Origin of the sequence: Mycobacterium sp. JS623 (assembly GCF_000328565.1) — a bacterium.
In the GTDB taxonomy this organism is placed as follows: Bacteria; Actinomycetota; Actinomycetes; order Mycobacteriales; family Mycobacteriaceae; genus Mycobacterium.
Window position 1 is genome coordinate 1031186 of record NC_019966.1, and the last position, 22177, is coordinate 1053362.

At 65.5% G+C, this 22177-nt stretch carries 32 protein-coding genes; 26 read left to right on the top strand and 6 right to left on the bottom strand.

Features of this window, described 5'->3' with window-relative positions; genetic code table 11:
* The first annotated feature begins 5 nt into the window (after positions 1-5).
* The 10 genes from rplC to rpsQ are packed head-to-tail and all read left to right on the top strand — an operon-like array spanning position 6 to position 5263.
* A complete protein-coding gene (gene rplC, locus MYCSM_RS04835) occupies positions 6-659 on the top strand; it encodes a 50S ribosomal protein L3 (RefSeq protein WP_015305018.1) in 654 nt (217 codons plus the stop codon).
* Positions 660-1355 (top strand): 50S ribosomal protein L4, encoded by a 696-nt coding sequence (gene rplD, locus MYCSM_RS04840; RefSeq protein WP_015305019.1) that lies wholly within the window; start codon positions 660-662, stop codon positions 1353-1355.
* Complete coding sequence (gene rplW, locus MYCSM_RS04845) at positions 1355-1657, top strand: 50S ribosomal protein L23 (protein ID WP_015305020.1); 303 nt, start codon at positions 1355-1357, stop codon at positions 1655-1657. Before rplD ends, rplW begins: the two co-directional genes overlap by 1 nt.
* Positions 1658-1689: 32 nt before the next feature.
* Complete coding sequence (gene rplB / locus MYCSM_RS04850) at positions 1690-2532, top strand: 50S ribosomal protein L2 (RefSeq protein WP_015305021.1); 843 nt, start codon at positions 1690-1692, stop codon at positions 2530-2532.
* Positions 2533-2552: 20 nt separating this feature from the next.
* A complete protein-coding gene (gene rpsS / locus MYCSM_RS04855) occupies positions 2553-2834 on the top strand; it encodes a 30S ribosomal protein S19 (protein ID WP_010908582.1) in 282 nt (93 codons plus the stop codon).
* The gene (gene rplV / locus MYCSM_RS04860) at positions 2831-3439 is read left to right on the top strand and encodes a 50S ribosomal protein L22 (protein ID WP_015305022.1); all 609 of its coding nucleotides are present in this window, start codon (positions 2831-2833) and stop codon (positions 3437-3439) included. The genes rpsS and rplV overlap by 4 nt, the downstream gene beginning before the upstream one ends.
* Positions 3439-4314, top strand: coding sequence for a 30S ribosomal protein S3 (gene rpsC, locus MYCSM_RS04865; RefSeq protein WP_015305023.1), 876 nt, complete (start codon positions 3439-3441; stop codon positions 4312-4314). Before rplV ends, rpsC begins: the two co-directional genes overlap by 1 nt.
* Positions 4315-4317: 3 nt before the next feature.
* Complete coding sequence (gene rplP / locus MYCSM_RS04870) at positions 4318-4734, top strand: 50S ribosomal protein L16 (protein WP_015305024.1); 417 nt, start codon at positions 4318-4320, stop codon at positions 4732-4734.
* Positions 4734-4967, top strand: coding sequence for a 50S ribosomal protein L29 (rpmC, locus tag MYCSM_RS04875; protein ID WP_015305025.1), 234 nt, complete (start codon positions 4734-4736; stop codon positions 4965-4967). The genes rplP and rpmC overlap by 1 nt, the downstream gene beginning before the upstream one ends.
* Positions 4967-5263, top strand: a complete 297-nt coding sequence (gene rpsQ / locus MYCSM_RS04880; RefSeq protein WP_015305026.1) for a 30S ribosomal protein S17 — start codon at positions 4967-4969, stop codon at positions 5261-5263. Before rpmC ends, rpsQ begins: the two co-directional genes overlap by 1 nt.
* A 75-nt stretch (positions 5264-5338) precedes the next feature.
* Here rpsQ and zwf read toward each other — a convergent pair whose 3' ends face one another.
* Positions 5339-6847 (bottom strand): glucose-6-phosphate dehydrogenase, encoded by a 1509-nt coding sequence (zwf, locus tag MYCSM_RS04885; RefSeq protein ID WP_041313247.1) that lies wholly within the window; start codon positions 6845-6847, stop codon positions 5339-5341.
* 150 nt (positions 6848-6997) lie between these two features.
* Positions 6998-7693 (bottom strand): TetR/AcrR family transcriptional regulator, encoded by a 696-nt coding sequence (locus MYCSM_RS04890; protein WP_015305028.1) that lies wholly within the window; start codon positions 7691-7693, stop codon positions 6998-7000.
* A 50-nt stretch (positions 7694-7743) separates the two neighbouring features.
* Here MYCSM_RS04890 and MYCSM_RS04895 point away from each other — a divergent pair, with 50 nt between their 5' ends.
* From MYCSM_RS04895 to MYCSM_RS04910, 4 genes are read left to right on the top strand one after another with little or no spacing between them, the layout of a single operon-like run.
* Positions 7744-8436, top strand: a complete 693-nt coding sequence (locus tag MYCSM_RS04895; RefSeq protein WP_015305029.1) for a DUF2306 domain-containing protein — start codon at positions 7744-7746, stop codon at positions 8434-8436.
* A 53-nt stretch (positions 8437-8489) separates the two neighbouring features.
* Entirely contained in the window at positions 8490-10835 is a 2346-nt protein-coding gene (locus tag MYCSM_RS04900) for an arylsulfatase (RefSeq protein WP_015305030.1), read from the top strand.
* A complete protein-coding gene (locus MYCSM_RS04905; protein WP_015305031.1) occupies positions 10835-11518 on the top strand; it encodes a hypothetical protein in 684 nt (227 codons plus the stop codon). The genes MYCSM_RS04900 and MYCSM_RS04905 overlap by 1 nt, the downstream gene beginning before the upstream one ends.
* Before the next feature lie 5 nt (positions 11519-11523).
* Positions 11524-12426, top strand: coding sequence for a formylglycine-generating enzyme family protein (locus MYCSM_RS04910; protein WP_015305032.1), 903 nt, complete (start codon positions 11524-11526; stop codon positions 12424-12426).
* On the opposite strand, the gene MYCSM_RS04915 is transcribed toward MYCSM_RS04910, so the two are convergent.
* Positions 12423-13184 carry an SDR family NAD(P)-dependent oxidoreductase gene (locus MYCSM_RS04915; protein WP_041313252.1) on the bottom strand — a complete coding sequence of 254 codons (762 nt, stop codon included), beginning with the start codon at positions 13182-13184 and terminating at the stop codon, positions 12423-12425. The genes MYCSM_RS04910 and MYCSM_RS04915 overlap by 4 nt on opposite strands.
* A 1-nt stretch (position 13185) precedes the next feature.
* Complete coding sequence (locus tag MYCSM_RS04920) at positions 13186-14094, bottom strand: DMT family transporter (protein WP_015305034.1); 909 nt, start codon at positions 14092-14094, stop codon at positions 13186-13188.
* Positions 14095-14337: 243 nt separating this feature from the next.
* Here MYCSM_RS04920 and rplN point away from each other — a divergent pair, with 243 nt between their 5' ends.
* From rplN to rplO, 10 genes are all read left to right on the top strand, one after another.
* On the top strand, positions 14338-14706 hold the full coding sequence (rplN, locus tag MYCSM_RS04925) for a 50S ribosomal protein L14 (RefSeq protein WP_015305035.1): 369 nt from the start codon (positions 14338-14340) through the stop codon (positions 14704-14706).
* Positions 14707-15024 carry a 50S ribosomal protein L24 gene (rplX, locus tag MYCSM_RS04930; protein ID WP_015305036.1) on the top strand — a complete coding sequence of 106 codons (318 nt, stop codon included), beginning with the start codon at positions 14707-14709 and terminating at the stop codon, positions 15022-15024.
* Positions 15025-15027: 3 nt separating this feature from the next.
* Positions 15028-15600: a 50S ribosomal protein L5 gene (gene rplE / locus MYCSM_RS04935; RefSeq protein ID WP_015305037.1), complete on the top strand. Its 573-nt coding sequence runs from the start codon at positions 15028-15030 to the stop codon at positions 15598-15600.
* Positions 15601-15604: 4 nt separating this feature from the next.
* On the top strand, positions 15605-15790 hold the full coding sequence (locus tag MYCSM_RS04940; protein WP_015305038.1) for a type Z 30S ribosomal protein S14: 186 nt from the start codon (positions 15605-15607) through the stop codon (positions 15788-15790).
* 96 nt (positions 15791-15886) lie between these two features.
* Complete coding sequence (gene rpsH / locus MYCSM_RS04945; protein ID WP_015305039.1) at positions 15887-16285, top strand: 30S ribosomal protein S8; 399 nt, start codon at positions 15887-15889, stop codon at positions 16283-16285.
* A gap of 23 nt (positions 16286-16308) precedes the next feature.
* The gene (rplF, locus tag MYCSM_RS04950) at positions 16309-16848 is read left to right on the top strand and encodes a 50S ribosomal protein L6 (protein ID WP_015305040.1); all 540 of its coding nucleotides are present in this window, start codon (positions 16309-16311) and stop codon (positions 16846-16848) included.
* A gap of 51 nt (positions 16849-16899) precedes the next feature.
* Complete coding sequence (gene rplR / locus MYCSM_RS04955; RefSeq protein WP_041313255.1) at positions 16900-17268, top strand: 50S ribosomal protein L18; 369 nt, start codon at positions 16900-16902, stop codon at positions 17266-17268.
* A 25-nt stretch (positions 17269-17293) separates the two neighbouring features.
* Positions 17294-17977, top strand: a complete 684-nt coding sequence (gene rpsE, locus MYCSM_RS04960; protein WP_015305042.1) for a 30S ribosomal protein S5 — start codon at positions 17294-17296, stop codon at positions 17975-17977.
* A 2-nt stretch (positions 17978-17979) separates the two neighbouring features.
* Positions 17980-18162 carry a 50S ribosomal protein L30 gene (gene rpmD / locus MYCSM_RS04965; protein WP_041311353.1) on the top strand — a complete coding sequence of 61 codons (183 nt, stop codon included), beginning with the start codon at positions 17980-17982 and terminating at the stop codon, positions 18160-18162.
* Positions 18159-18599 carry a 50S ribosomal protein L15 gene (gene rplO, locus MYCSM_RS04970; protein WP_015305044.1) on the top strand — a complete coding sequence of 147 codons (441 nt, stop codon included), beginning with the start codon at positions 18159-18161 and terminating at the stop codon, positions 18597-18599. Before rpmD ends, rplO begins: the two co-directional genes overlap by 4 nt.
* Before the next feature lie 46 nt (positions 18600-18645).
* Here rplO and MYCSM_RS04975 read toward each other — a convergent pair whose 3' ends face one another.
* Together MYCSM_RS04975 and MYCSM_RS04980 are read right to left on the bottom strand one after the other, a co-directional pair.
* A complete protein-coding gene (locus MYCSM_RS04975) occupies positions 18646-18990 on the bottom strand; it encodes a hypothetical protein (protein ID WP_041311355.1) in 345 nt (114 codons plus the stop codon).
* A gap of 62 nt (positions 18991-19052) precedes the next feature.
* Entirely contained in the window at positions 19053-19985 is a 933-nt protein-coding gene (locus MYCSM_RS04980; RefSeq protein WP_015305046.1) for an LLM class flavin-dependent oxidoreductase, read from the bottom strand.
* A gap of 17 nt (positions 19986-20002) precedes the next feature.
* Between MYCSM_RS04980 and MYCSM_RS04985 the strand changes: the two genes are divergently transcribed.
* The gene (locus MYCSM_RS04985) at positions 20003-20353 is read left to right on the top strand and encodes a nuclear transport factor 2 family protein (protein WP_015305047.1); all 351 of its coding nucleotides are present in this window, start codon (positions 20003-20005) and stop codon (positions 20351-20353) included.
* 26 nt (positions 20354-20379) lie between these two features.
* Complete coding sequence (gene sppA, locus MYCSM_RS04990; RefSeq protein ID WP_015305048.1) at positions 20380-22176, top strand: signal peptide peptidase SppA; 1797 nt, start codon at positions 20380-20382, stop codon at positions 22174-22176.
* The last annotated feature ends 1 nt before the right edge of the window (position 22177 follow it).

The window sequence follows — 22177 nt, forward strand, 5'->3', positions numbered from 1 at the left end:
CAGAAATGGCACGAAAAGGCATTCTGGGCACCAAGCTGGGCATGACGCAGGTGTTCGACGAGAACAACCGGGTCGTACCGGTGACGGTCATCAAGGCCGGCCCCAATGTGGTGACTCGGATCCGTACACCTGAGCGTGACGGCTACTCCGCCGTGCAGCTGGCCTACGGCGAGATCAGCCCGCGCAAGGTGAACAAGCCGGTGACCGGTCAGTACGCCGCTGCGGGCGTCAACCCGCGTCGCCACCTCGCCGAGCTGCGGCTCGACGATGAGGCCGCCGCAGGCGAATACGAGGTCGGGCAGGAACTGACCGCCGAGATCTTCGCCGACGGCACCTACGTCGACGTGACCGGCACCAGCAAGGGCAAGGGCTTTGCGGGCACCATGAAGCGCCACGGCTTCCGCGGCCAGGGCGCCAGCCACGGTGCCCAGGCGGTGCACCGTCGTCCCGGCTCCATCGGTGGCTGCGCGACCCCGGGCCGGGTGTTCAAGGGCACGCGCATGTCGGGTCGGATGGGCAACGATCGCGTGACGACGCAGAACCTGTTGGTACACAAGGTCGATGCCGAGAACGGCGTGCTGCTGATCAAGGGCGCCATCCCCGGTCGCACCGGTGGACTGGTCGTGGTCCGCAGCGCAATCAAGCGAGGCGAAAAGTAAATGGCTGCCAAGACTCTCAAGATTGACGTCAACACCCCGGCGGGTAAGAAGGACGGCTCGGTTGAGCTGCCCGCCGAGCTGTTCGATGTGGAGCCGAACATCGCGCTGATGCATCAGGTTGTCGAGGCGCAGCTGGCCGCCAAGCGGCAGGGCACCCACTCGACCAAGACGCGCGGCGAGGTCCGCGGCGGCGGCAAGAAGCCGTACCGCCAGAAGGGCACCGGTCGGGCCCGCCAGGGTTCGACGCGTGCTCCGCAGTTCACCGGCGGTGGCACCGTGCACGGCCCGCAGCCGCGCGACTACAGCCAGCGCACGCCCAAGAAGATGATCGCCGCCGCCCTGCGCGGGGCGCTGTCGGATCGGGCCCGCAACGGCCGAATCCACGCCGTCACCGAGCTGGTGGAGGGTCAGACCCCGTCGACCAAGAGCGCCAAGGCGTTCCTGGCCACGCTGACCGAAAACAAGCAGGTGCTGGTCGTGATCGGCCGCGCCGATGAGACCGGCGCGCTGAGCGCGCGCAATCTGCCCGGTGTGCACATCCTCTCGCCGGACCAGCTCAACACCTACGACGTGCTGAAGGCCGACGACGTGGTTTTCAGCGTCGAGGCGCTGAACGATTACATCAGCGCGAACACCAAGACCGGCGATGAGCCGCTTGCGCGAAGAGCAGAAGCCACCGAGGAGGTTTCGGCCTGATGGCGACCGTCACTGACCCCCGCGACATCATCCTGTCCCCGGTCATCTCGGAGAAGTCCTACGGACTGATCGAGGACAACGTGTACACGTTCGTTGTGCACCCCGACTCGAACAAGACGCAGATCAAGATCGCTATCGAGAAGATCTTCAACGTCAAGGTCGCGTCGGTGAACACCGCTAACCGGCAGGGCAAGCGCAAGCGCACCCGCGCCGGCTTCGGTAAGCGCAAGGACACCAAGCGCGCCATCGTCACGCTGGCCGCGGGTAGCAAGCCGATCGATTTGTTCGGAGCTCCGGCGTAGCCGGCGGATAACGCAGAGAGACCTAGAGAATCATGGCAATTCGCAAGTACAAGCCGACGACCCCGGGTCGTCGCGGTGCCAGCGTCTCCGATTTCGCCGAGATCACTCGCGATCACCCGGAGAAGTCGCTGGTTCGCCCGCTGCACGGCAAGGGCGGTCGCAACGCGCACGGTCGAATCACCACCCGGCACAAGGGCGGTGGCCACAAGCGTGCGTACCGCGTGATCGACTTCCGTCGCCGCGACAAGGATGGCGTCAACGCCAAGGTCGCGCACATCGAGTACGACCCGAACCGCACCGCCAACATCGCGCTGCTGCACTACCTCGACGGCGAGAAGCGCTACATCATTGCGCCGCAAGGCCTGTCGCAGGGTGATGTGGTCGAGTCCGGTGCCAACGCCGACATCAAGCCGGGCAACAACCTGCCGTTGCGCAACATCCCGTCGGGCACCGTGATCCACGCCGTGGAGCTGCGGCCAGGCGGCGGCGCGAAGATGGCCCGCTCTGCCGGCGCGAGCATCCAGCTGCTGGGTAAGGAAGGCAGCTACGCCTCGCTGCGTATGCCGTCCGGTGAGATCCGTCGCGTCGACGTGCGGTGCCGCGCCACCGTCGGCGAGGTCGGTAACGCCGAGCAGGCCAACATCAACTGGGGTAAGGCCGGCCGTATGCGGTGGAAGGGCAAGCGCCCCACCGTCCGTGGTGTCGTGATGAACCCGGTCGATCACCCGCACGGCGGCGGTGAGGGTAAGACCTCCGGTGGCCGTCACCCGGTCAGCCCGTGGGGTAAGCCCGAGGGCCGCACCCGCAAGGCGAACAAGCCAAGCGACAAGCTCATCGTCCGACGCCGGCGCACCGGCAAGAAGCACCACCGGTAGACGTAGCCAGGAGATAAACGATGCCACGCAGCCTTAAGAAGGGTCCGTTCGTCGACGACCATCTGCTCAAGAAGGTCGACGTTCAGAACGAGAAGAACACCAAGCAGGTCATCAAGACCTGGTCGCGGCGTTCGACCATCATCCCCGACTTCATCGGGCACACCTTCGCGGTGCACGACGGCCGCAAGCATGTCCCGGTGTTCGTCACCGAGGCGATGGTCGGGCACAAGCTCGGCGAGTTCGCGCCGACCCGCACATTCAAGGGTCACATCAAGGACGACCGGAAGGCCAAGCGCCGGTGAGTATCACGACTGAATATCCGTCTGCGGTCGCGAAGGCACGCTTCGTGCGTATCTCGCCGACCAAGGCGCGCCGGGTCATCGACCTGGTGCGCGGCAAGTCGGTGGACGAGGCCCTGCACATCCTGCGGTGGGCGCCGCAGGCCGCCAGCGAGCCGGTCGCCAAGGTGATCGCCAGCGCTGCGGCCAACGCGCAGAACAACGAAGGGCTGGACCCGACCACCCTCGTGGTCGCCACCGTCTATGCCGACGAAGGCCCGACCGCCAAGCGCATCCGGCCGCGCGCCCAGGGGCGTGCGTTCCGAATCCGCAAGCGCACCAGCCACATCACTGTGATCGTCGAAAGCCGTCCCTCGAAGGAGGAGCGCGGTGGTGGCCGGTCGGCGAGCGCAGCGCGCGCCCGCCGTGCCGAGGGCAGCAAGGCCGCCGCGGCCAAGAAGGCCCCGGCGACCAAGGCAGCTGCCGAGGCTCCGGCCAAGAAGGCTCCGGCCAAGAAGGCTTCCGGAGCCGCGAAGGCGGCGACGTCCAGCACAGCGAAGAAGTCCGCAGAATCCAAGGCGGCCAAGAAGACTGAAGCTTCTGCCGAAGCGAAGGAGGGCTCGGAGTAGTGGGCCAGAAAATCAATCCCCACGGCTTCCGACTCGGTATCACCACCGATTGGAAGTCCCGGTGGTACGCCGACAAGCAGTACAAGGACTACGTCAAGGAAGACGTGGCGATCCGTCGGCTGCTGGCCACCGGTTTGGAGCGCGCCGGCATCGCCGACGTGGAGATCGAGCGCACCCGCGACCGGGTTCGTGTCGACATCCACACCGCGCGTCCCGGCATCGTGATCGGCCGCCGCGGCACCGAGGCCGACCGCATCCGCGCCGACCTGGAGAAGCTGACCAAGAAGCAGGTGCAGCTGAACATCCTCGAGGTGAAGAACCCCGAGTCGCAGGCTCAGTTGGTGGCTCAGGGTGTGGCAGAGCAGCTTTCGAATCGTGTGGCGTTCCGTCGCGCGATGCGCAAGGCGATCCAGTCGGCGATGCGTCAGCCCAACGTGAAGGGCATCCGGGTGCAGTGCTCGGGCCGTCTCGGCGGTGCGGAGATGAGCCGCTCGGAGTTCTACCGCGAGGGTCGGGTGCCGCTGCACACGCTGCGCGCCGACATTGACTACGGCCTGTATGAGGCCAAGACGACCTTCGGCCGGATCGGCGTGAAGGTGTGGATTTACAAGGGCGACATCGTCGGTGGCAAGCGTGAGGCGACAGCGACGGTTCCGTCGGGTGCCGATCGTCCGCGCCGCGAGCGTCCGTCGGGCACCCGCCCGCGCCGTAGCGGCGCGTCGGGTACCACCGCGACGAGCACCGAGGCCGGCCGCGCCGCCACGGGCACCGAAGATGCACCCGCCGTCGCCGAGGCGACGACAGGAACCGAGGCCGCCGCTGGTGACGCTTCGTCTTCTGGGACCACGGAAACGTCAACGTCAGGGGAGAGCTGAATCATGTTGATTCCCCGCAAGGTCAAGCACCGTAAGCAGCACCACCCTCGGCAGCGTGGCATCGCCAGCGGCGGGACGACGGTGAGCTTCGGTGACTATGGCATCCAGGCGCTGGAGCATGCCTACATCACCAACCGGCAGATCGAGTCCGCTCGTATCGCCATCAACCGGCACATCAAGCGTGGCGGCAAGGTGTGGATCAACATCTTCCCGGACCGCCCGCTGACCAAGAAGCCGGCCGAAACCCGTATGGGTTCGGGTAAGGGTTCGCCGGAGTGGTGGGTCGCCAACGTGAAGCCCGGGCGCGTGCTGTTCGAGCTGAGCTACCCCGATGAGAAGACCGCGCGTGACGCATTGACCCGTGCGATCCACAAGTTGCCGATCAAGGCGCGCATTGTGACTCGAGAGGACCATTTCTGATGGCAGTGGGAGTGAATCCTGGCGAACTTCGCGAACTGACCGACGACGAGCTGAAGGACAAGCTGCGCGAGTCCAAGGAAGAGCTGTTCAATCTGCGCTTCCAGATGGCGACCGGCCAGCTCGCCAACAACCGTCGGCTTCGTACGGTGCGTCAGGAAATTGCGCGTGTGTACACAGTGCTGCGCGAACGTGAATTGGGCCTGGCTTCCGGGCCCGTTGGTGAGGAATCGTAATGGCAGAAACTAAGGGCCCCAAGCACACTCCGCGCCAGGAGAAGCCGCGCGGTCGACGCAAAACCGCCATCGGCTACGTGGTGTCGGACAAGATGCAGAAGACCATCGTGGTTGAGCTGGAAGACCGCAAGAGCCACCCGCTCTACGGCAAGATCATCCGCACCACCTCGAAGGTCAAGGCGCACGACGAGAACGGCGATGCCGGTGTCGGCGACAGGGTTTCACTCATGGAGACCCGGCCGCTTTCGGCGACCAAGCGCTGGCGTCTCGTCGAGGTCCTCGAGAAGGCCAAATAGCCGTCTAACGCGAACATCCGCAGAAAGTCCCCGCACGCTTGGCGTGTCGGGGACTTTTGCGTCTTCTCGGCACAGCTAGTGGTCGTTGTTCTTGGCCTCACGCCACGCCCGCTCGAACGGTAGCCGCCACGCATGCGGCGCGATCAGCTGGTGGATCGCATTGGGGCCCCAGGTGCCCTGCGGGTACGACTTGGCCGACGGCGGATCGGACAGCAGCTCCTCCGATCGCTCCCACAGCGACTCGATGCCCTCAGCTGTGGTGAACAGGGTGTGGTCGCCGCGCATCGCGTCAAGCATCAGCCGTTCGTACGCCTCGAGCACGTCGGTAGAGGTGTCGACCTCTTGTGTGGAGAACTGCATCGACAGCTTGTCCAGCTTCATGCCGGGGCCGGGCCGCTTGCCGTAGAACGACAGCGAAACTTTCGAGTTGTCGGCTAGGTCGAACGTCAAGTGGTCCGGACCCTGGGCGCCCACACCCGAGCCGTGCTGAAACATCGTGCGCGGCGCCTCCTTGAACGCGATCGAGATGATGCGCATGCCCTCGGCCATCTGCTTGCCTGTGCGCAGATAGATCGGGACGCCCGCCCACCGCCAGTTGTCGATGCCGACCTTGAGCGCGACGAACGTCTCGGTATCGGAATCCTTTGCCACACCGTCTAATTCGCGATAACCGGCGAACTGGCCACGGACCACGTGCGCTGGGTTGACGGGCAGCATCGACCGGAAAACCTTGTTCTTTTCCTCGCTGATGGCGCGGGGCTCCAGGGCGGTCGGCGGCTCCATCACGACGAACGCCATCACCTGGAACAGATGGGTGACCACCATGTCCTTGTACGCACCGGTGCTCTCGTAGAAGTTCGCACGCTCGTCAAGGCCAAGGGTTTCGGGGATGTCGATCTGAATGTGGTCGATGAAGTTGCGGTTCCAGATCGGTTCGAAAAGGCCGTTCGCGAAGCGGAACGCCAAGATGTTCAGCGCCGCCTCTTTGCCAAGAAAGTGGTCGATGCGGAAGATCTGGTCCTCGCTGAACGTCTCATGCACGAAGTCGTTGAGCGCCACGGCGCTTGCCAGGTCGGTGCCGAAGGGCTTCTCCATCACCACGCGGGAGCGGTCCACCAGGTCTGCGGCCCGCAGCGTTTCGATCACGGCTCGCGCGGCCTTCGGGGGCACGGACAGATAGTGCAGCCGGCGGACTCCCTTACCGAGCTTTTCCTCCGCTTCGGTGACGGCGGCAGCCAGCGCCTCAGGCCCTGCGCTCTGCGGCACATAGGTGACCGTTTTAGCGAATCGGCCCCACTGCTCCTTATTGAGCTTGTGCGTTCCGAAGTCGTCGATGGCGTCCTTGGCCACGTCTAGGAACTCGTCGGTGGAGATGTCCTCGAGCGAGGTCGCGACGATCGCGATGTTGGGCGCCAGTTCGGACTGGTCGAGGTAGGCCAGGCCAGGTATCAACTTGCGTCGCGCCAGGTCTCCCGTCGCGCCGAAAAGCACAACAACGTGAGGGTCTACAGCGACCTCATCCTGTCGGTACGGCCGCGAGCCGACTGCCGGATAGGAGATCGTCTGCGGGTTGCCGGTCGTCACCCTCGGCATACTTCCACCGCCCCACTGTGTCTGCAGGCTGCCAAACCACTGGCCACCGTGAGATCACGGACCAGACAGCCACTCTTAACTTTGCACGACGGGCCGCAACCTAAACACCGGATGATGTCGCGCCGGGATATCACAGGCGTTTCAGGTCATCTTCGCGGCGATGCCGTCCAGCAACTGACCAAGACCGGAACGGAATTCGGCAAGGTGGTCGTTGTCGACGTCGTCGAACACCCCGGCCTGCATAGCGGCCGCGAGCGCGGGGAACCGCCCGCCGTCTAACAGGCGCCGAAGCAGCGCGGGGTAGTCCGGACCCTCGACAGCGGCCTCGATGCTCAGGGCCGCCGCACCGCGGACGTAATGCAGTACCGCCATGACGGCCGCCAGCTTGTCACGCTCGGTCAACCCTGTATGGCCCAGCGCGGCAAGACCCGCGTCCAACCACGCCAACTGGCCCGGATCCAGCGGCGGGCCCGCCGCGGCGGTCTGCAGTACCCAGGGGTGCCGGTGGTAGACGTCCCACAACCCGACAGCCCAAATCGTAAGTGCACCATGCCAATCCGATGGATCCACCGGGGTGGGCGGCGGATCCGGAGCGGTCGACAGCATGAACGTCAGTAGCTCGTCCTTGTTCGCGACGTGGCGGTACAGCGACATGGTGCCGCAGCCGAGCTGTTCGGCTAGCCGCGCCATCGACAGCGCGGCGAGGCCTTCAGCCTCGACCAACTCAACAGCGGCAGCGACGATGCGGTCGCGACTCAACCCTCGGGTGCGCCGGGCCGGCGGCGCGTCTCGCCACAGGATCTCCAGCGCTCGGGGCAGCGGTTCGTCAGACGTCATCACGCATCAGCCTAATCGCTGCATGCGCCGGACGCGTATGCCGTACGCTCATGCGTATGACATACGCATCGGCTGCTTCGAGCAGAAAATGGCCAGCTCCCCTCCTAGCCGTTGTCGTCGTCGCCTTCCTGGCCTACTCGCTGCCGCCCTACTTCACGGGTGGCACGCGGGTGCCCGCGACGTTCGCATTGCACTACCCCCTGCTGGTCGGCCACGTGATGTGCGCCAGCGTCGCGATGGTGGCGGCGGTGGTGCAGATCTGGCCGGGGCTGCGTGCCAAGCGACCCGCTCTGCACCGGCGGGTCGGGCGGAGCTATGTATGTGCGGCCATACCGGCCGCGGTGTGCGCCATGGTGATCGGAGCGGCAACACCCTTCGGACCGTTTTTGGCTGTCAGCAATGTTCTGCTCGCATCGCTGTGGCTGTGGTTCACGATCAACGGCCACCTTGCTGCGCGACAGCGGCGGTTCGCGCAGCATCGGCGTCACATGATTCTCAGCGCGACGCTTGCGTTGTCCATCATCACGAACCGGATCTGGACGCCGCTGTTGGTGATCGCGTTCCTGCCGTTGCGGGACAGCATGTTTGGCGGCGATCAAGAACACTTCGTGTGGGTCGTGGCCGGCATCGGCGCGTGGCTGGGCTGGTCGATTCTGTTCTTCGCGGTGCGACGGTGGCTGAACCGCAAAACTGTACTGCCGCCATCGTCAATTTCCCAGCTAAGCAATACACAGCGGGTGTAATCTCCGTCCGATCGTCGACGACACGGCGATCAGGAACCCGGGACGAGGCTGACATGGCGAAGGAATTCAACGGCAAGATCGAGCTGGACATCCGGGATTCGGAGCCGGACTGGGGACCCTACGCCGCGCCGACGGCGCAACAGGACGCACCCAACGTCTTGTATCTCGTCTGGGACGACACCGGCATCGCGACGTGGGACTGCTTCGGCGGCTTGGTCGAAATGCCCACCATGAGCCGTATCGCGGAGCGCGGTGTGCGGCTGTCGCAGTTCCACACCACCGCACTGTGCTCACCGACGCGGGCCTCGTTGTTGACTGGCCGCAACCCCACCACGGTCGGGATGGCCACCATCGAGGAGTTCACCGACGGGTTCCCTGGCTGCAATGGACGGATCCCCGAGGACACCGCACTGCTCTCGGAAGTCCTGGTCGAGAACGGCTATAACACCTACTGCGTCGGCAAGTGGCACCTCACGCCGCTGGAGGAGTCGAATCTGGCTGCCACCAAACGACATTGGCCACTGTCGCGGGGATTCGAGCGGTTTTACGGATTCATGGGCGGTGAGACCGACCAGTGGTATCCCGAACTCGTCTACGACAACCACCCGATCGCGCCGCCGGGAACCCCGGAGGACGGCTACCACCTGTCGAAGGACATCGCCGACAAGACAATCGAATTCATCCGCGACTCCAAGGTGATCGCGCCCGATAAGCCGTGGTTCTCCTACGTCTGCCCCGGCGCAGGGCATGCGCCGCACCACGTCTTCAAGGAATGGGCCGACAAGTACGCGGGCCGCTTCGACATGGGCTACGAGCGCTACCGCGAGATCGTGCTGGAGAACCAGAAGAGGCTGGGCATCGTCCCGCAGGACACCGAACTGTCGCCCGTCAACCCATACCTGGATGTCAAGGGGCCCAACGGCGAACCGTGGCCGCCACAGGACACCGTTCGCCCGTGGGATTCGCTTGGCGACGACGAGAAGCGGTTGTTCGCAAGGATGGCCGAGGTGTTCGCCGGTTTCCTGTCCTACACCGACGCCCAAATCGGGCGCATCCTCGACTATTTGGATGAATCGGGCCAGCTCGACAACACGATCATCGTGGTGATCTCCGACAACGGCGCCAGCGGCGAAGGTGGTCCAAACGGATCGGTGAACGAGGTCAAATTCTTCAACGGCTATATCGACACCGTCGAGGAAAGCCTGCGGTTGATGGACAACCTGGGTGGGCCTGAGACGTACAACCATTATCCAATCGGATGGGCGATGGCCTTCAATACGCCCTACAAGCTGTTCAAGCGATACGCGTCGCATGAGGGTGGCATCGCCGACACTGCAATCATCAGCTGGCCCAAGGGAATCAAGGCCCACGGGGAAGTGCGCGACAACTACATCAACGTCTGCGACATCACCCCTACGGTGTATGACGTGCTGGGCATCACCCCACCCGTGACGGTTCGCGGCGTTCCGCAGAAGCCCCTCGACGGCGTGAGTATCAAAGTGGCCCTTGATGATCCGCAGGCACCCACCGGTAAGGCAACGCAGTTTTACGCAATGCTGGGCACCCGCGGTATCTGGGACAAGGGCTGGTTCGCCAACACCGTGCACGCCGCATCGCCTGCAGGCTGGTCCCATTTCGACAAGGACCGCTGGGAGCTTTTCCACATCGAGGCCGACCGCAGCCAGTGCAAGGATCTGGCCGCCGAGAATCCCGACAAGCTCGAGGAACTCAAGAAGCTGTGGTTCGCCGAAGCCGACAAGTACAACGGCCTGCCGCTGGCCGACTTGAACATCCTCGAGACGATGTCGCGGTATCGGCCGTACCTCACCGGCACCCGCGAGTCGTACACCTATTACTCCGGCACCGCCGACGTCGGCATGGGCGCTGCCGTCGAGATCCAGGGCCGATCGTTCGCGATCATCGCCGAGGTGACGATCGACACCGGCGCCGAGGGTGTCATCATCAAACACGGTGGCGCACATGGCGGCCACGTGCTGTTCGTCCAGGACGGCCGCTTGCACTACATCTACAACTTCCTCGGCGAGGAGGAGCAGAAGCTGTCGTCGGATGCGTTGCCGTTGGGCAAGCACACCTTCGGGGTCGCCTTCGTGAGGACCGGGACAGTGGAGGGCAGCCACACCCCGCTCGGGGACACAGCGCTCTACATCGACAACGCCGAGGTGGCGTCGATGTCGGGCATGAAGATCCATCCCGGGACGTTCGGGCTGGCGGGCGCCAGCCTCAGCGTCGGGCAGAACACCGGGTCGCCCGTCTCGCGGGCGTACAAGGCGCCGTTCCCGTTCACAGGTGGCACCATCGCAATGGTGAACGTTGACGTGTCAGGCAAGCCGTACGTGGATTTGGAACGAGAGTTCGCACGGGCTTTCGCGAAAGACTGATGAAGCGGGTTGGTCTGACGACGCTCGCGCTGGCCTTCCTGCTGGCTGCGTGCGTACGGACCAGCGAAGGGGTGCCCGTCGCCGGCGAAACCGGTGCGGCCACCCCGTCGACGTCGGAGACGGCTGTGCCACCACAGCAGCGGGAGGGGTCGACGTTCGGCGTCGTCCCGACGACGCGGGCCCCGATGCCGGCGAACATCGTCGCGTGCTCGCAGACCATCAAACCGAGCGTGCGGATGACGGCTGAGGTCGATGATCCGCAGGCGCCCAGGGTCACGGTCGGCGTTCCCGATAAGTGGTCGATGACCGCGGGCACCGGTGACGTGGGCGGCAAGCTGGCCGGTCCCGGTGGCATGGCGGCGACCATCACCGTTGCGGCGACAAAATTGGACCCCGCGGCCGCGTTCCGCAAATACACCGATGACCTGATGGCGGAGTCGACAGTCAGCTCGGTCAGCGTGCTACCCGGCGAACTGTGCGGCTACAGCGGGCAGAAGCTGATGGGGGCGTGGTCGGATACGCCACAGAACGCCGTCCAATACGAAGACCGCATCGTCCATGTCTGGACCAATAGCGGTCCCGACTATCTCGTGGCAGTTCACGTGCAAGCCCCGACCGGCACCCCCGGGTTCGACTCGGCAGCGGCGCTGCTGACCGAGGACTTCGAGATCGTTTTACCTTGATAGTCATGCTGACTGAGCTCGTGGAGCTGCCGGGCGGGTCCTTTCGGATGGGCTCAACGCAGTTCTATCCGGAAGAGGCGCCACTTCACACCGCGACGGTCGGCGCCTTCGCCGTCGAGCGTCATCCGGTGACCAACGCTCAGTACGCGGAGTTCGTCGCCGAAACGGATTACGTCACGATCGCCGAGCAGCCCCCGGATCCCGCGCTATATCCGGGGGCCGCGCCGCACGATCTTGTTCCTGGCGCGCTCGTGTTCCAGCCCAGCCAAGGTCCCGTCGATCTGCGCGACTGGCGGCAATGGTGGGCCTGGCTCCCCGGCGCCAGCTGGCGACACCCGTTTGGCGCCGGCAGCGGAATCGAGGATCGGCTCGACCATCCCGTCGTACAGGTCGCCTACCCCGACGCGGCGGCCTACGCGCGGTGGGCGGGTCGACGGCTGCCAACCGAGGCCGAATGGGAGTACGCCTCGCGCGGCGGCGCCAGCACTGTCTACCCGTGGGGTGACGACGCGACGCCCGGCGGTCAATTGATGGCCAACACCTGGCAGGGACGATTCCCGTACCGCAACGACGGCGCACTCGGCTGGGTGGGCACGTCGCCGGTCGGTGCCTTCCCGCCGAACGGATTCGGCCTTGTGGACATGATCGGCAACGTGTGGGAATGGACGACGACGCAGTTCTCGGCACACCACCGGCTGGACGGTCCGATCGAATCTTGTTGCGGCCCATCGAGTCCCGACCCAACGGTGAACCAGACGCTTAAGGGTGGCTCACACCTGTGTGCACCGGAGTACTGCCACCGATACCGCCCCGCAGCACGCTCGCCGCAGTCACAGGACAGCGCGACCACACACATCGGATTCCGTTGCGTGGCAGACCTTTCTGCGCGCTGCCAGGTCACCCATTAGGTCTGACGACCGAAGCGGACCGCGAGCCGCCGAAACGCACCCGGTGCCAGCGCCCGCACGGTCGGGGCGATCCGAAGCCATCGCGGTCGCCACTCTTCGGCGTGCTCGCGCTCCACGGCACGGACGACAGCGTCGGCGACAGTCTCGGCCGGAATCGGCCGCGGCCGCGAGCGCGTGTAAGGAGTGCCGCGCGTTTCGAAGAATCCCGTGTCGACAACGCCAGGCACGACGACGCTGACGTTGACGCCGGATCCGGCGGTCTCGACACGCAGGCTGTCGGCGAACGTGTCGAGACCAGCCTTGGTCGCCGAGTAGACAGCCTCGCCGGCGACACCGGTCCGGCCGGCGATCGACGTGACGAAACAGATTGCGCCACGGCGCCGTTCGATCATTCCCGGCAGCAGCGAACGGGTGAGTTCGATCGCGGCGAGCAGATCAACCTCGATCAGCCGCCGAATCACGTCGACGGCCATGGCGGACACCGGACCGAGGTAGCCGAACCCGGCGTTGTTGACAAGCACGTCGACGTGGCCGTGTGTGCTGAGCGCCTCGGCGGCGAGCCGTTCACGGTCCGCGGGTAACGCCAGGTCCGCGATCAGAGCCCGGCCGCCGATCTCGTCGGCCACCCGGCGCGTGCGTTGCGAGTCGCGTCCGTGCACCAACACGCGTGCGCCTTGCGCGGCGAATTTGGCCGCCGCGACCTGGCCGATGCCTGCTGAGGCGCCCGTGACGAGCACGACGGCGCCGGACAGTTGCATGTCACCCATGATCGACGGGAAGAAGCTGGATCGTGGGCGAATCGCCGCGGTACAGCCGGCGTGTGCTCGACGCATTGGCCAGCCCGACGATCCCGACCGCTATCAGCAGCCCCGACACCGCGATCGCCGACAGTACGGCCGGGTCGCGCGGAGCAGGCGCATCGAACGCGAGGATGCCCAACACGAAGCTGGCGACGGGGTTGATGACGCTCATGGCCGCGACGGCGGGCGGCAGCGGACCGCTGGCAAAAGCTATCTGTACCAACAACATTCCGCTCAGCGCGGTGGCGGCCAACGCGTAGACCGGCCAGTCGAGCAGCGTGGCAGGCACACCACCGTGGTACAGATCCTCGACCGTCAGCTTCAGATAGACGGCGTTGAGCGCATGGCACAGGCCCGCGGCGACACCGACGAGCAGTGACGGAAAAACGTGTCGGCTCAGCTGACGCAGTACGACGACGAGGCCGACGACACAGACCGTCGCGATGAACGCCCGGTCGCGGTGCGGCTGGCCGGTCAGCGACGACGCGTCGGCCGTGACCAGCAGCACCAGGCCTGCGCACACCGCCAGCGCCGACAACCAGTCCCGCCACGACGGCCAGCGACGCTGCTCTGCCGACGCCAGCGTCAAGACAAACAGTAGTTGCGCGGCCATCAACGGTTGCACCGCCGACACCGAACCGACCTTCAGCGCCGCGGCCTGGGTGCCGACGCCGCCGAGGTTCGTCAGCCAGCCGGACAGCCACATCCTGCTGCGCAGCAGCCTGCCAAAAAGCCGTTTGACCCCGGACGCGTCGCGCAATGACGCGGCATCGGCGCCGACGACGGTGCGCGCGGCCCGTTGCTGCAGGAATGCCGACAAGGCGAAGAGGAAAGCGGCCGCCAGAGCCAGCGCGGTGACGGCGAGCATTGTGCCAGTGTGGCTGGGCGTAGTACGCCCAGGTGAACGGGTGAATAATCGCCGGTGTTGGTGGTGTGTCGGGGTGACCAGTGGCGATTTGGTTCCTCGCAGGTCGTCACCTAGAATCAAACGGTTGCCTTGGGCAGACCTCGGATATCGCAAGAAATCCCTGCGTGCCTTTCGGTGACAGCAAGACCGCGCATGTCAGGTCGGAATCTGCCATGCACACATTAACCAGGTCGAGGAGATCGAGTGATTCAGCAGGAATCGCGGCTGAAGGTCGCCGACAACACGGGCGCCAAGGAGATCTTGTGCATCCGCGTGCTCGGCGGCTCGTCGCGGCGCTACGCCGGCATCGGCGACATCATCGTGGCAACCGTCAAGGACGCCATCCCCGGTGGCAACGTCAAGCGGGGTGAGGTGGTCAAGGCCGTCGTCGTGCGCACCGTCAAGGAGCGCCGCCGCGCCGACGGCAGCTACATCAAGTTCGACGAGAACGCGGCCGTGATCATCAAGGCCGACAACGACCCGCGTGGCACGCGCATCTTCGGTCCGGTCGGCCGAGAACTGCGCGAGAAGCGCTTCATGAAGATCGTCTCGCTCGCCCCGGAGGTGTTGTAGATGAACGTCCATAAGGGCGACACGGTGCTCGTCATCTCGGGCAAGGACAAGGGCGCCAAGGGCAAGGTCCTGTTGGCCTACCCGGATCGCAACAAGATCCTCGTCGAGGGCGTCAACCGGATCAAGAAGCACACCCCTGTCTCGCGCACCGAGCGCGGCGCGGCCTCCGGCGGCATCGTCACTCAGGAGGCGCCGATCCACGTCAGCAACGTGATGTTGCTCGACTCCGACGGCAAGCCCACCCGCGTCGCCTTCCGCCGCGACGACGAGACCGGCAAGAAGGTCCGCGTCGCCAAGACCAATGGCAAGGACATCTAGAAGATGACTACTAGTGAAAGCGGCGTGAAGACCCTTCCTCGTCTTAAAGAGCGCTACCGCGAAGAGATCCGCGACTCGCTGCAAAAAGAGTTCAATTACACCAACGTCATGCAGATCCCCGGCGTGGTGAAGGTCGTCGTCAACATGGGTGTCGGCGACGCCGCCCGTGACGCCAAGCTGATCAACGGCGCAGTCAACGACCTCGCGCTGATCACCGGTCAGAAGCCGGAGATCCGCAAGGCTCGCAAGTCCATCGCGCAGTTCAAGCTGCGTGAGGGCATGCCGATCGGCGCGCGTGTCACGCTGCGCGGCGACCGGATGTGGGAGTTCCTGGACCGGCTGATCTCGATCGCATTGCCGCGTATCCGCGACTTCCGCGGCCTGTCGCCCAAGCAGTTCGATGGCACGGGCAACTACACCTTCGGCCTGACCGAGCAGTCGATGTTCCACGAGATCGACGTCGACTCGATCGACCGGACGCGTGGCATGGACATCACCGTCGTCACCTCGGCGACGAACGACGACGAAGGACGAGCCCTGTTGCGCGCCCTCGGCTTCCCGTTCAAGGAGAACTGAACAGATGGCAAAGAAGGCACTGGTCAACAAGTCCCAGCGCAAGCCCAAGTTCAAGGTGCGCGGCTACACGCGTTGCAATAAGTGCGGTCGCCCGCACGCGGTCTACCGCAAGTTCGGGCTGTGTCGCATCTGCCTGCGCGAAATGGCGCATGCCGGCGAACTGCCGGGTGTGCAGAAGTCCAGCTGGTAACCAGCATTCAGACCAACATCAACAACAGGTTGCGGTAGGCCCCTAAGGGATTAAACCCAGTGGGGGAACCGCCGCGAGGAAGGTGAACCGGCTGTCATGACCATGACGGACCCGATCGCAGACTTCTTGACACGTCTGCGCAACGCCAATTCGGCGTATCACGATGAGGTGACCCTGCCGCACAGCAAGATCAAGGCGAACATCGCCGAGATCCTCAAGGCGGAGGGCTACATCACCGACTACCACACCGAGGATGCTCGCGTTGGCAAGTCGCTGGTGGTGCAACTCAAGTACGGCCCGAGCCGTGAACGCAGCATCGCGGGGCTGCGCCGGGTATCCAAGCCCGGTCTGCGGGTGTACGCGAAATCCACCAACCTGCCTCGGGTTCTGGGTGGCCTCGGCGTGGCGATCATCTCCACGTCATCGGGTCTGCTCACCGACCGCCAGGCATCACGACAAGGCGTGGGCGGCGAAGTCCTCGCTTACGTGTGGTAGCGGGAGCAGGAGCGTAGATAGATATGTCGCGTATTGGAAAGCAACCGGTCGTCGTTCCCTCCGGGGTCGACGTGACCATCGACGGCCAGAACGTGTCGGTCAAGGGACCGAAGGGCACGCTGGAACTCGCGGTCGCCGAGCCGATCTCGGTGTCGCGCAACGACGATGGCGCCATCGTGGTGACCCGGCCCGACGACGAGCGGCGCAACCGTTCGCTGCACGGGTTGTCGCGCACGCTGGTGGCCAACCTGGTCACGGGCGTGACCGAGGGCTACACCATCAAGATGGAGATCTTCGGCGTCGGCTACCGCGTCGTGGCCAAGGGCAGCAACCTCGAGTTCGCTCTCGGCTACAGCCACCCGGTGCTGATCAACGCCCCTGAGGGCGTCACCTTCGCGGTGGAGACCCCCACGAAGTTCTCGATCTCGGGCATCGACAAGCAGAAGGTCGGCCAGGTCGCGGCGAACATCCGCCGCCTGCGGAAGAGCGACCCCTACAAGGGCAAGGGCATCCGCTACGAGGGTGAGCAGATCCGCCGCAAGGTCGGAAAGACGGGCAAGTAGGTCATGGCTACCAAGACAACACAGCAGACAGAGTCCGCGGCACGTAAGCCGGTGGGCCAGAACATTTCTGCGACCAGGCGGGTTGCGCGGTTGCGTCGGCACGCCCGGCTCCGCAAGAAGATCGAGGGCACGGCCACCACGCCGCGCCTGGTGGTCAACCGCTCGGCGCGGCACATCCACGTGCAGCTGGTGAATGATCTCACCGGCACCACGCTGGCCGCCGCGTCGTCGATCGAGGCCGACGTGCGCGCCGTCGACGGTGACAAGAAGGCCCACAGCGTGCGGGTCGGACAGCTGATCGCCGAGCGCGCCAAGGCCGCGGGCATCGACGAGGTCGTGTTCGACCGCGGCGGCTACACCTACGGTGGCCGCATCGCGGCGCTGGCCGACGCGGCGCGCGAAGGCGGGCTGAAGTTCTAATGACTGACAACGGAAGGACTGCATGATGGCCGAGCAGGCAACAGGTGCCGGGCCGGCGCAATCCGACGGCCGAGGTTCGCGCGGTGACCGCGATGGCTCACGTGATGGGCGGGGCCGTCGCGACGACCGTGGTGGCCGTGGTGGCCGCGACGGCGGCGAGAAGAGCAACTACATCGAGCGCGTGGTCGCGATCAACCGCGTCTCCAAGGTCGTCAAGGGTGGTCGGCGGTTCAGCTTCACCGCTCTGGTGATCGTCGGTGACGGCAACGGCATGGTCGGCGTCGGTTACGGCAAGGCCAAGGAAGTTCCCGCCGCGATCGCCAAGGGTGTCGAGGAGGCTCGCAAGGGCTTCTTCCGCGTCCCGCTGATCGGCGGGACCGTCACGCACCCGGTGCAGGGTGAGGCCGCCGCGGGGGTCGTCATGCTGCGTCCGGCGAGCCCCGGTACCGGTGTGATCGCCGGTGGCGCGGCCCGTGCGGTGCTGGAATGCGCTGGCGTGCACGACATCCTGGCCAAGTCGCTGGGTAGCGACAACGCGATCAACGTGGTGCACGCCACCGTTGCCGCGCTCAAGATGTTGCAGCGTCCCGAAGAGGTCGCGGCCCGACGCGGGCTGCCGATTGAAGACGTCGCGCCTCCGAGCATGCTTCGACAGCGGCGCGAAGCCGATGCGCTTGCCGCAGCGGCCGCACGTGAAGGAAGCGCATGACCATGGCTGAACTGAAGATCACCCAGGTGCGCAGCACCATCGGTGCGCGCTGGAACCAGCGGGAAAGCCTTCGGACGCTGGGGCTGCGGAAGATCCGTCAGTCCGTCGTCCGTGAGGACAACGCGCAGACGCGTGGTCTGATCAAGACCGTGCATCACCTCGTCGAGGTGGAGGAAGTCAAATGACGATAAAGCTTCACGACCTGAAGCCCGCCCCGGGCTCGAAGACCGCCAAGACCCGCGTGGGTCGCGGTGAGGGTTCCAAGGGCAAGACCGCCGGCCGCGGTACGAAGGGCACCAAGGCCCGCAAGAACGTCCCCGCGACGTTCGAGGGTGGCCAGATGCCGATCCACATGCGGCTGCCGAAGCTCAAGGGCTTCCGCAACCGGTTCCGCACCTCCTACGAGGTCGTCAACGTCGGCGACATCAACAAGCTGTTCCCCAAGGGCGGCGACATCGGTGTCGACGAGCTGGTGGCCGCCGGCGCGGTGCGCAAGAACTCGTTGATCAAGGTGCTCGGCGACGGCAAGCTGACCGTCAAGGTCAACGTCACCGCACACAAGTTCAGCGGCAGCGCACGCGAGAAGATCTCTGCTGCAGGCGGATCCGCGACCGAGCTGTAATTCACGAACGCACGCTGAAGACCCCCGCACGCGGGGGTCTTTTGCGTTACTGGCCCCAGTTGAAGCAGCCGACACCGGGTACGCAGCCGCCACCGCCCCACGGGCCGCCGTGACCGCACACACCCTCGGCGGTACAACCGCCGCCCCCAAGCGGGCCGCCGCTGCCACACGTTCCATCGGTAGTACAGCCGCTGCCGCCGCCGGCGTCGCCGCTGCCGCAGATGCCGTTGTAGCAGCCGTCGCCGCCGGGGCTTTCGGGTGCAAATTGAGTGATCGAGGTGCTCGTGATCGCCGCGATGGACTCTGCGGCAGCCACCGGTGCGGCGGCGATCGCCGTCGCGGCGGCACCCGCCATGACCAGCGGGGCGAGGAATTTCAGTTTCGCCATCATGACTCCGGTTTACCACCAAGATCACAAACTAAAAACAGCTAATTTTCAGCAAAAGCTGTGCATCAGCTGAGCTGCGGAATCACTTCCGCAGCAAGCCGTTCCATCTGCTCGCGATCCTCTGCTACGCCCTCACCGACCGGGTTGAGCAGGATCATCTCCGCGCCGGCCTCGATCACCGCGCGTAGCCCGCGAACCATGTCGGCGGCGGTGCCGTACACCGGAACGGCTGCGAAATCGATGCCTGGCAAGTCGCCGTAGATGCGGTGCAACCCGGCGAGCACCCGCTCGCGGGCGCGCGCCGCGTCGTCGTCGATGGTCAGGTACACCCGCTTGGCAATTCTGAATTGGGTTGGGTCCTTGCCCTGGTCGTCGAGTTCGCGGTGGACAACCTTGACCGCCTCTGCAAAGTTGGCCGTCGTCGACGAGCCGGCGCCCATGAACGCGTCGCCGAGGCGCACGGCGCGGGCAACGGCCTTTGGGGCGCTGCCGCCAAACCACAGCGGCGGGTGCGGGCGCTGTATCGGCTTGGGCTGAATCGGCAGGCCGTCCACATCGCGGAAGCGACCGTGAAACGTCACCGTCGGCTCGTCGGACCAGGCCGCCTCCATCAACTCGAGGCCCTCCGTGAAATACCGGACGAAGGTGGCCTTCTCGACGCCGAACGCGGGAAACGGCCGGAAGTTGCCGCCATGGCCGACGCCGACGTCGAGTCGGCCATGGCTGAGCTGATCGACCGCGGTGATGGCAGATGCGAGCTGCAGCGGATCGTGCAGGGAGGTGATGAGCACGGCCACGCCCAGTCGCAGGCGAGTGGTGTGCGCCGCCGCCCAGGACAACAACTCCAGCGGCGCGAGAGACGGTGCGGGACCGACGATTTGCTCGAGCGTCCAGCCGCCTTCGAACCCGAGCTCTTCTGCCCGCTTGAGATAACTGCTTGCGCCCTCTGCGTCGAAGCCGTCCGCTGCGCGCTGGGGAATCGAAATCGAGAACCTCACACATCTAACGTAGGCGTGTGGCCGACATAGTCGAGCGCTATCTGCGCGCAATCGCATCGCAGCAGTGGGGTGTCGTCGACGAATGCATTGCCGACGACATCGTTCGAGTCGGGCCGTACGGGGACCGCTACGCGGGACGTGCCGACTACCTGGCCTTCATCGCCGACCTGATGCCGAGGCTCGAGGGCTACGCCATGGAGTTGCACAGGGTGACGTATGCGAGCGATGCGCTGGCGTTCGTCGAGCTCAGCGAGACCGTGGAACTCGACGGCAAGCCAATGCTCACCCCGGAAGTGCTCGTCTTCGGGCTCGACGGCGACGGGCGTATCGCGCGGGTAGATATCTACATCCAGACGCAGGCGGGCTAGCACCTCGGTATCGGTACGCTCAAATCATGTTTGCTTTCCTGTCCGGCATCCCCGGCACCGACGAACTCCGCCAACTGGCCAGGCGGGTGGATACCGCTCGGCACCACGGTGTTCCCGGCGGGTGTGTGCTCGAACTGGATCTGCAGGCGGTGCCACACGAAACGGGTGGGTTCGATCCGCTCGCGATGATCGCCAGTGGCGGCAAGCCTCTTCTGTTGCGCGAAGCCGTTGCAGCCATTCACCGCGCAACCGAGGACCCGCGCGTGGCTGGCCTTATTGCCCGCGTGCAGATTCCCGCGGCTGCGGCTGGTCCGGTGCAGGAACTGCGCGACGCCATCACCGCCTTCAGTGACGTCAAGCCATCGCTGGCATGGGCCGAGACGTTTCCCGGCACGTTGTCGTACTACCTGGCGTCGGCGTTCCGCGAGGTGTGGATGCAGCCGTCGGGCACCGTCGGGCTTGTCGGCTTCGCCACCAACGCGCTGTTCCTGCGCGACGCACTCGACAAGGCGGGCATTGAGGCGCAATTCATTGCCAAGGGCGAATACAAGTCCGCGGCAAACCTTTTCACCCAGGACCGCTACACCGACGCGCACCGCGAAGCCGACGGCCGGTTGATCGAGAGCCTGCACGGCCAGGTGTTACAGGCGGTCGCGGCGTCCCGCCATCTGGAGCCCGCTGAGGTCGACGCACTCGCCGACAAGGCGCCGCTGCTACGCGACGACGCCGTCACCGGACGGTTGATCGACCGCATCGGCTTCCGTGACGAGGCCTACGCGCGTATCAGCGAACTCGTTGGTGCGCGCGGCATTTCGCCCGAAACCGGAGATGCGGACTCCGACGACGCGCCACCACGGCTCTTCCTGTCGCGGTATGCGCGCGCCACGGCGTCGCGGCCGATGCCGCCAACACCGTCGATCCCGGGTCGCAAGACAAAGCCGAAGATCGCCGTCGTCACGCTGCACGGCCCGATCGTCAGCGGCCGGGGCGGACCTCAGCTGTTGCCGTTTGGCGGCTCGAACGCTGGCGGTGACACCATCGCCGCGGCCTTGCGCGAGGCTGCCGCCGATGACTCGGTGTCGGCGATCGTGCTTCGGGTGGACAGCCCCGGCGGCTCGGTCACGGGCTCGGAAACCATTTGGCGCGAGGTGAATCGGGTCCGTGACGGTGGCACCCCGGTGGTCGCATCGATGGGTGCCGTTGCGGCTTCCGGCGGGTATTACGTGTCGATGTCGGCCGACGCGATTGTCGCGAACCCGGGAACCATCACCGGCTCGATCGGAGTGGTCACCGGCAAGCTGGTGGCCCGCGAGCTCAAGGACCGCCTTGGCGTCGGGTCCGATTCGGTGCGCACCAACCCCAATGCCGACGCGTGGTCGATCAACCAGCCGTTCACCGACGAGCAGCATGCACACGTCGAGGCCGAGGCCGACTTGTTCTACACCGACTTCGTCGAGCGGGTGGCGAAGGGCAGGAAGATGACCGTCGAGGCCGTCGACGCAATCGCGCGTGGCCGGGTATGGACGGGTGCCGATGCGCTGGAGCGCGGCCTGGTCGACGAGCTCGGCGGGTTGCGCACGGCGATCACCCGTGCCAAGGTGCTGGCCGGTCTCGAGCCCGACGCCGAGGTCCGTGTGGTGGGCTATCCCGGTTCGTCGCTGATGGACCTGCTGCGGCCCAAGGCGTCGTCGCAACCCGGGGCCGCGTCGCTGCCGGATGCACTCGGCGCGCTGGTGGGCCGCTCGGTGGCCGGGGTGCTCGCCCAGGCCGAGCAATCGTTGACCGGCGTCAGCGCGCTTTGGCTCGGCGAATACCGCTTCTGAC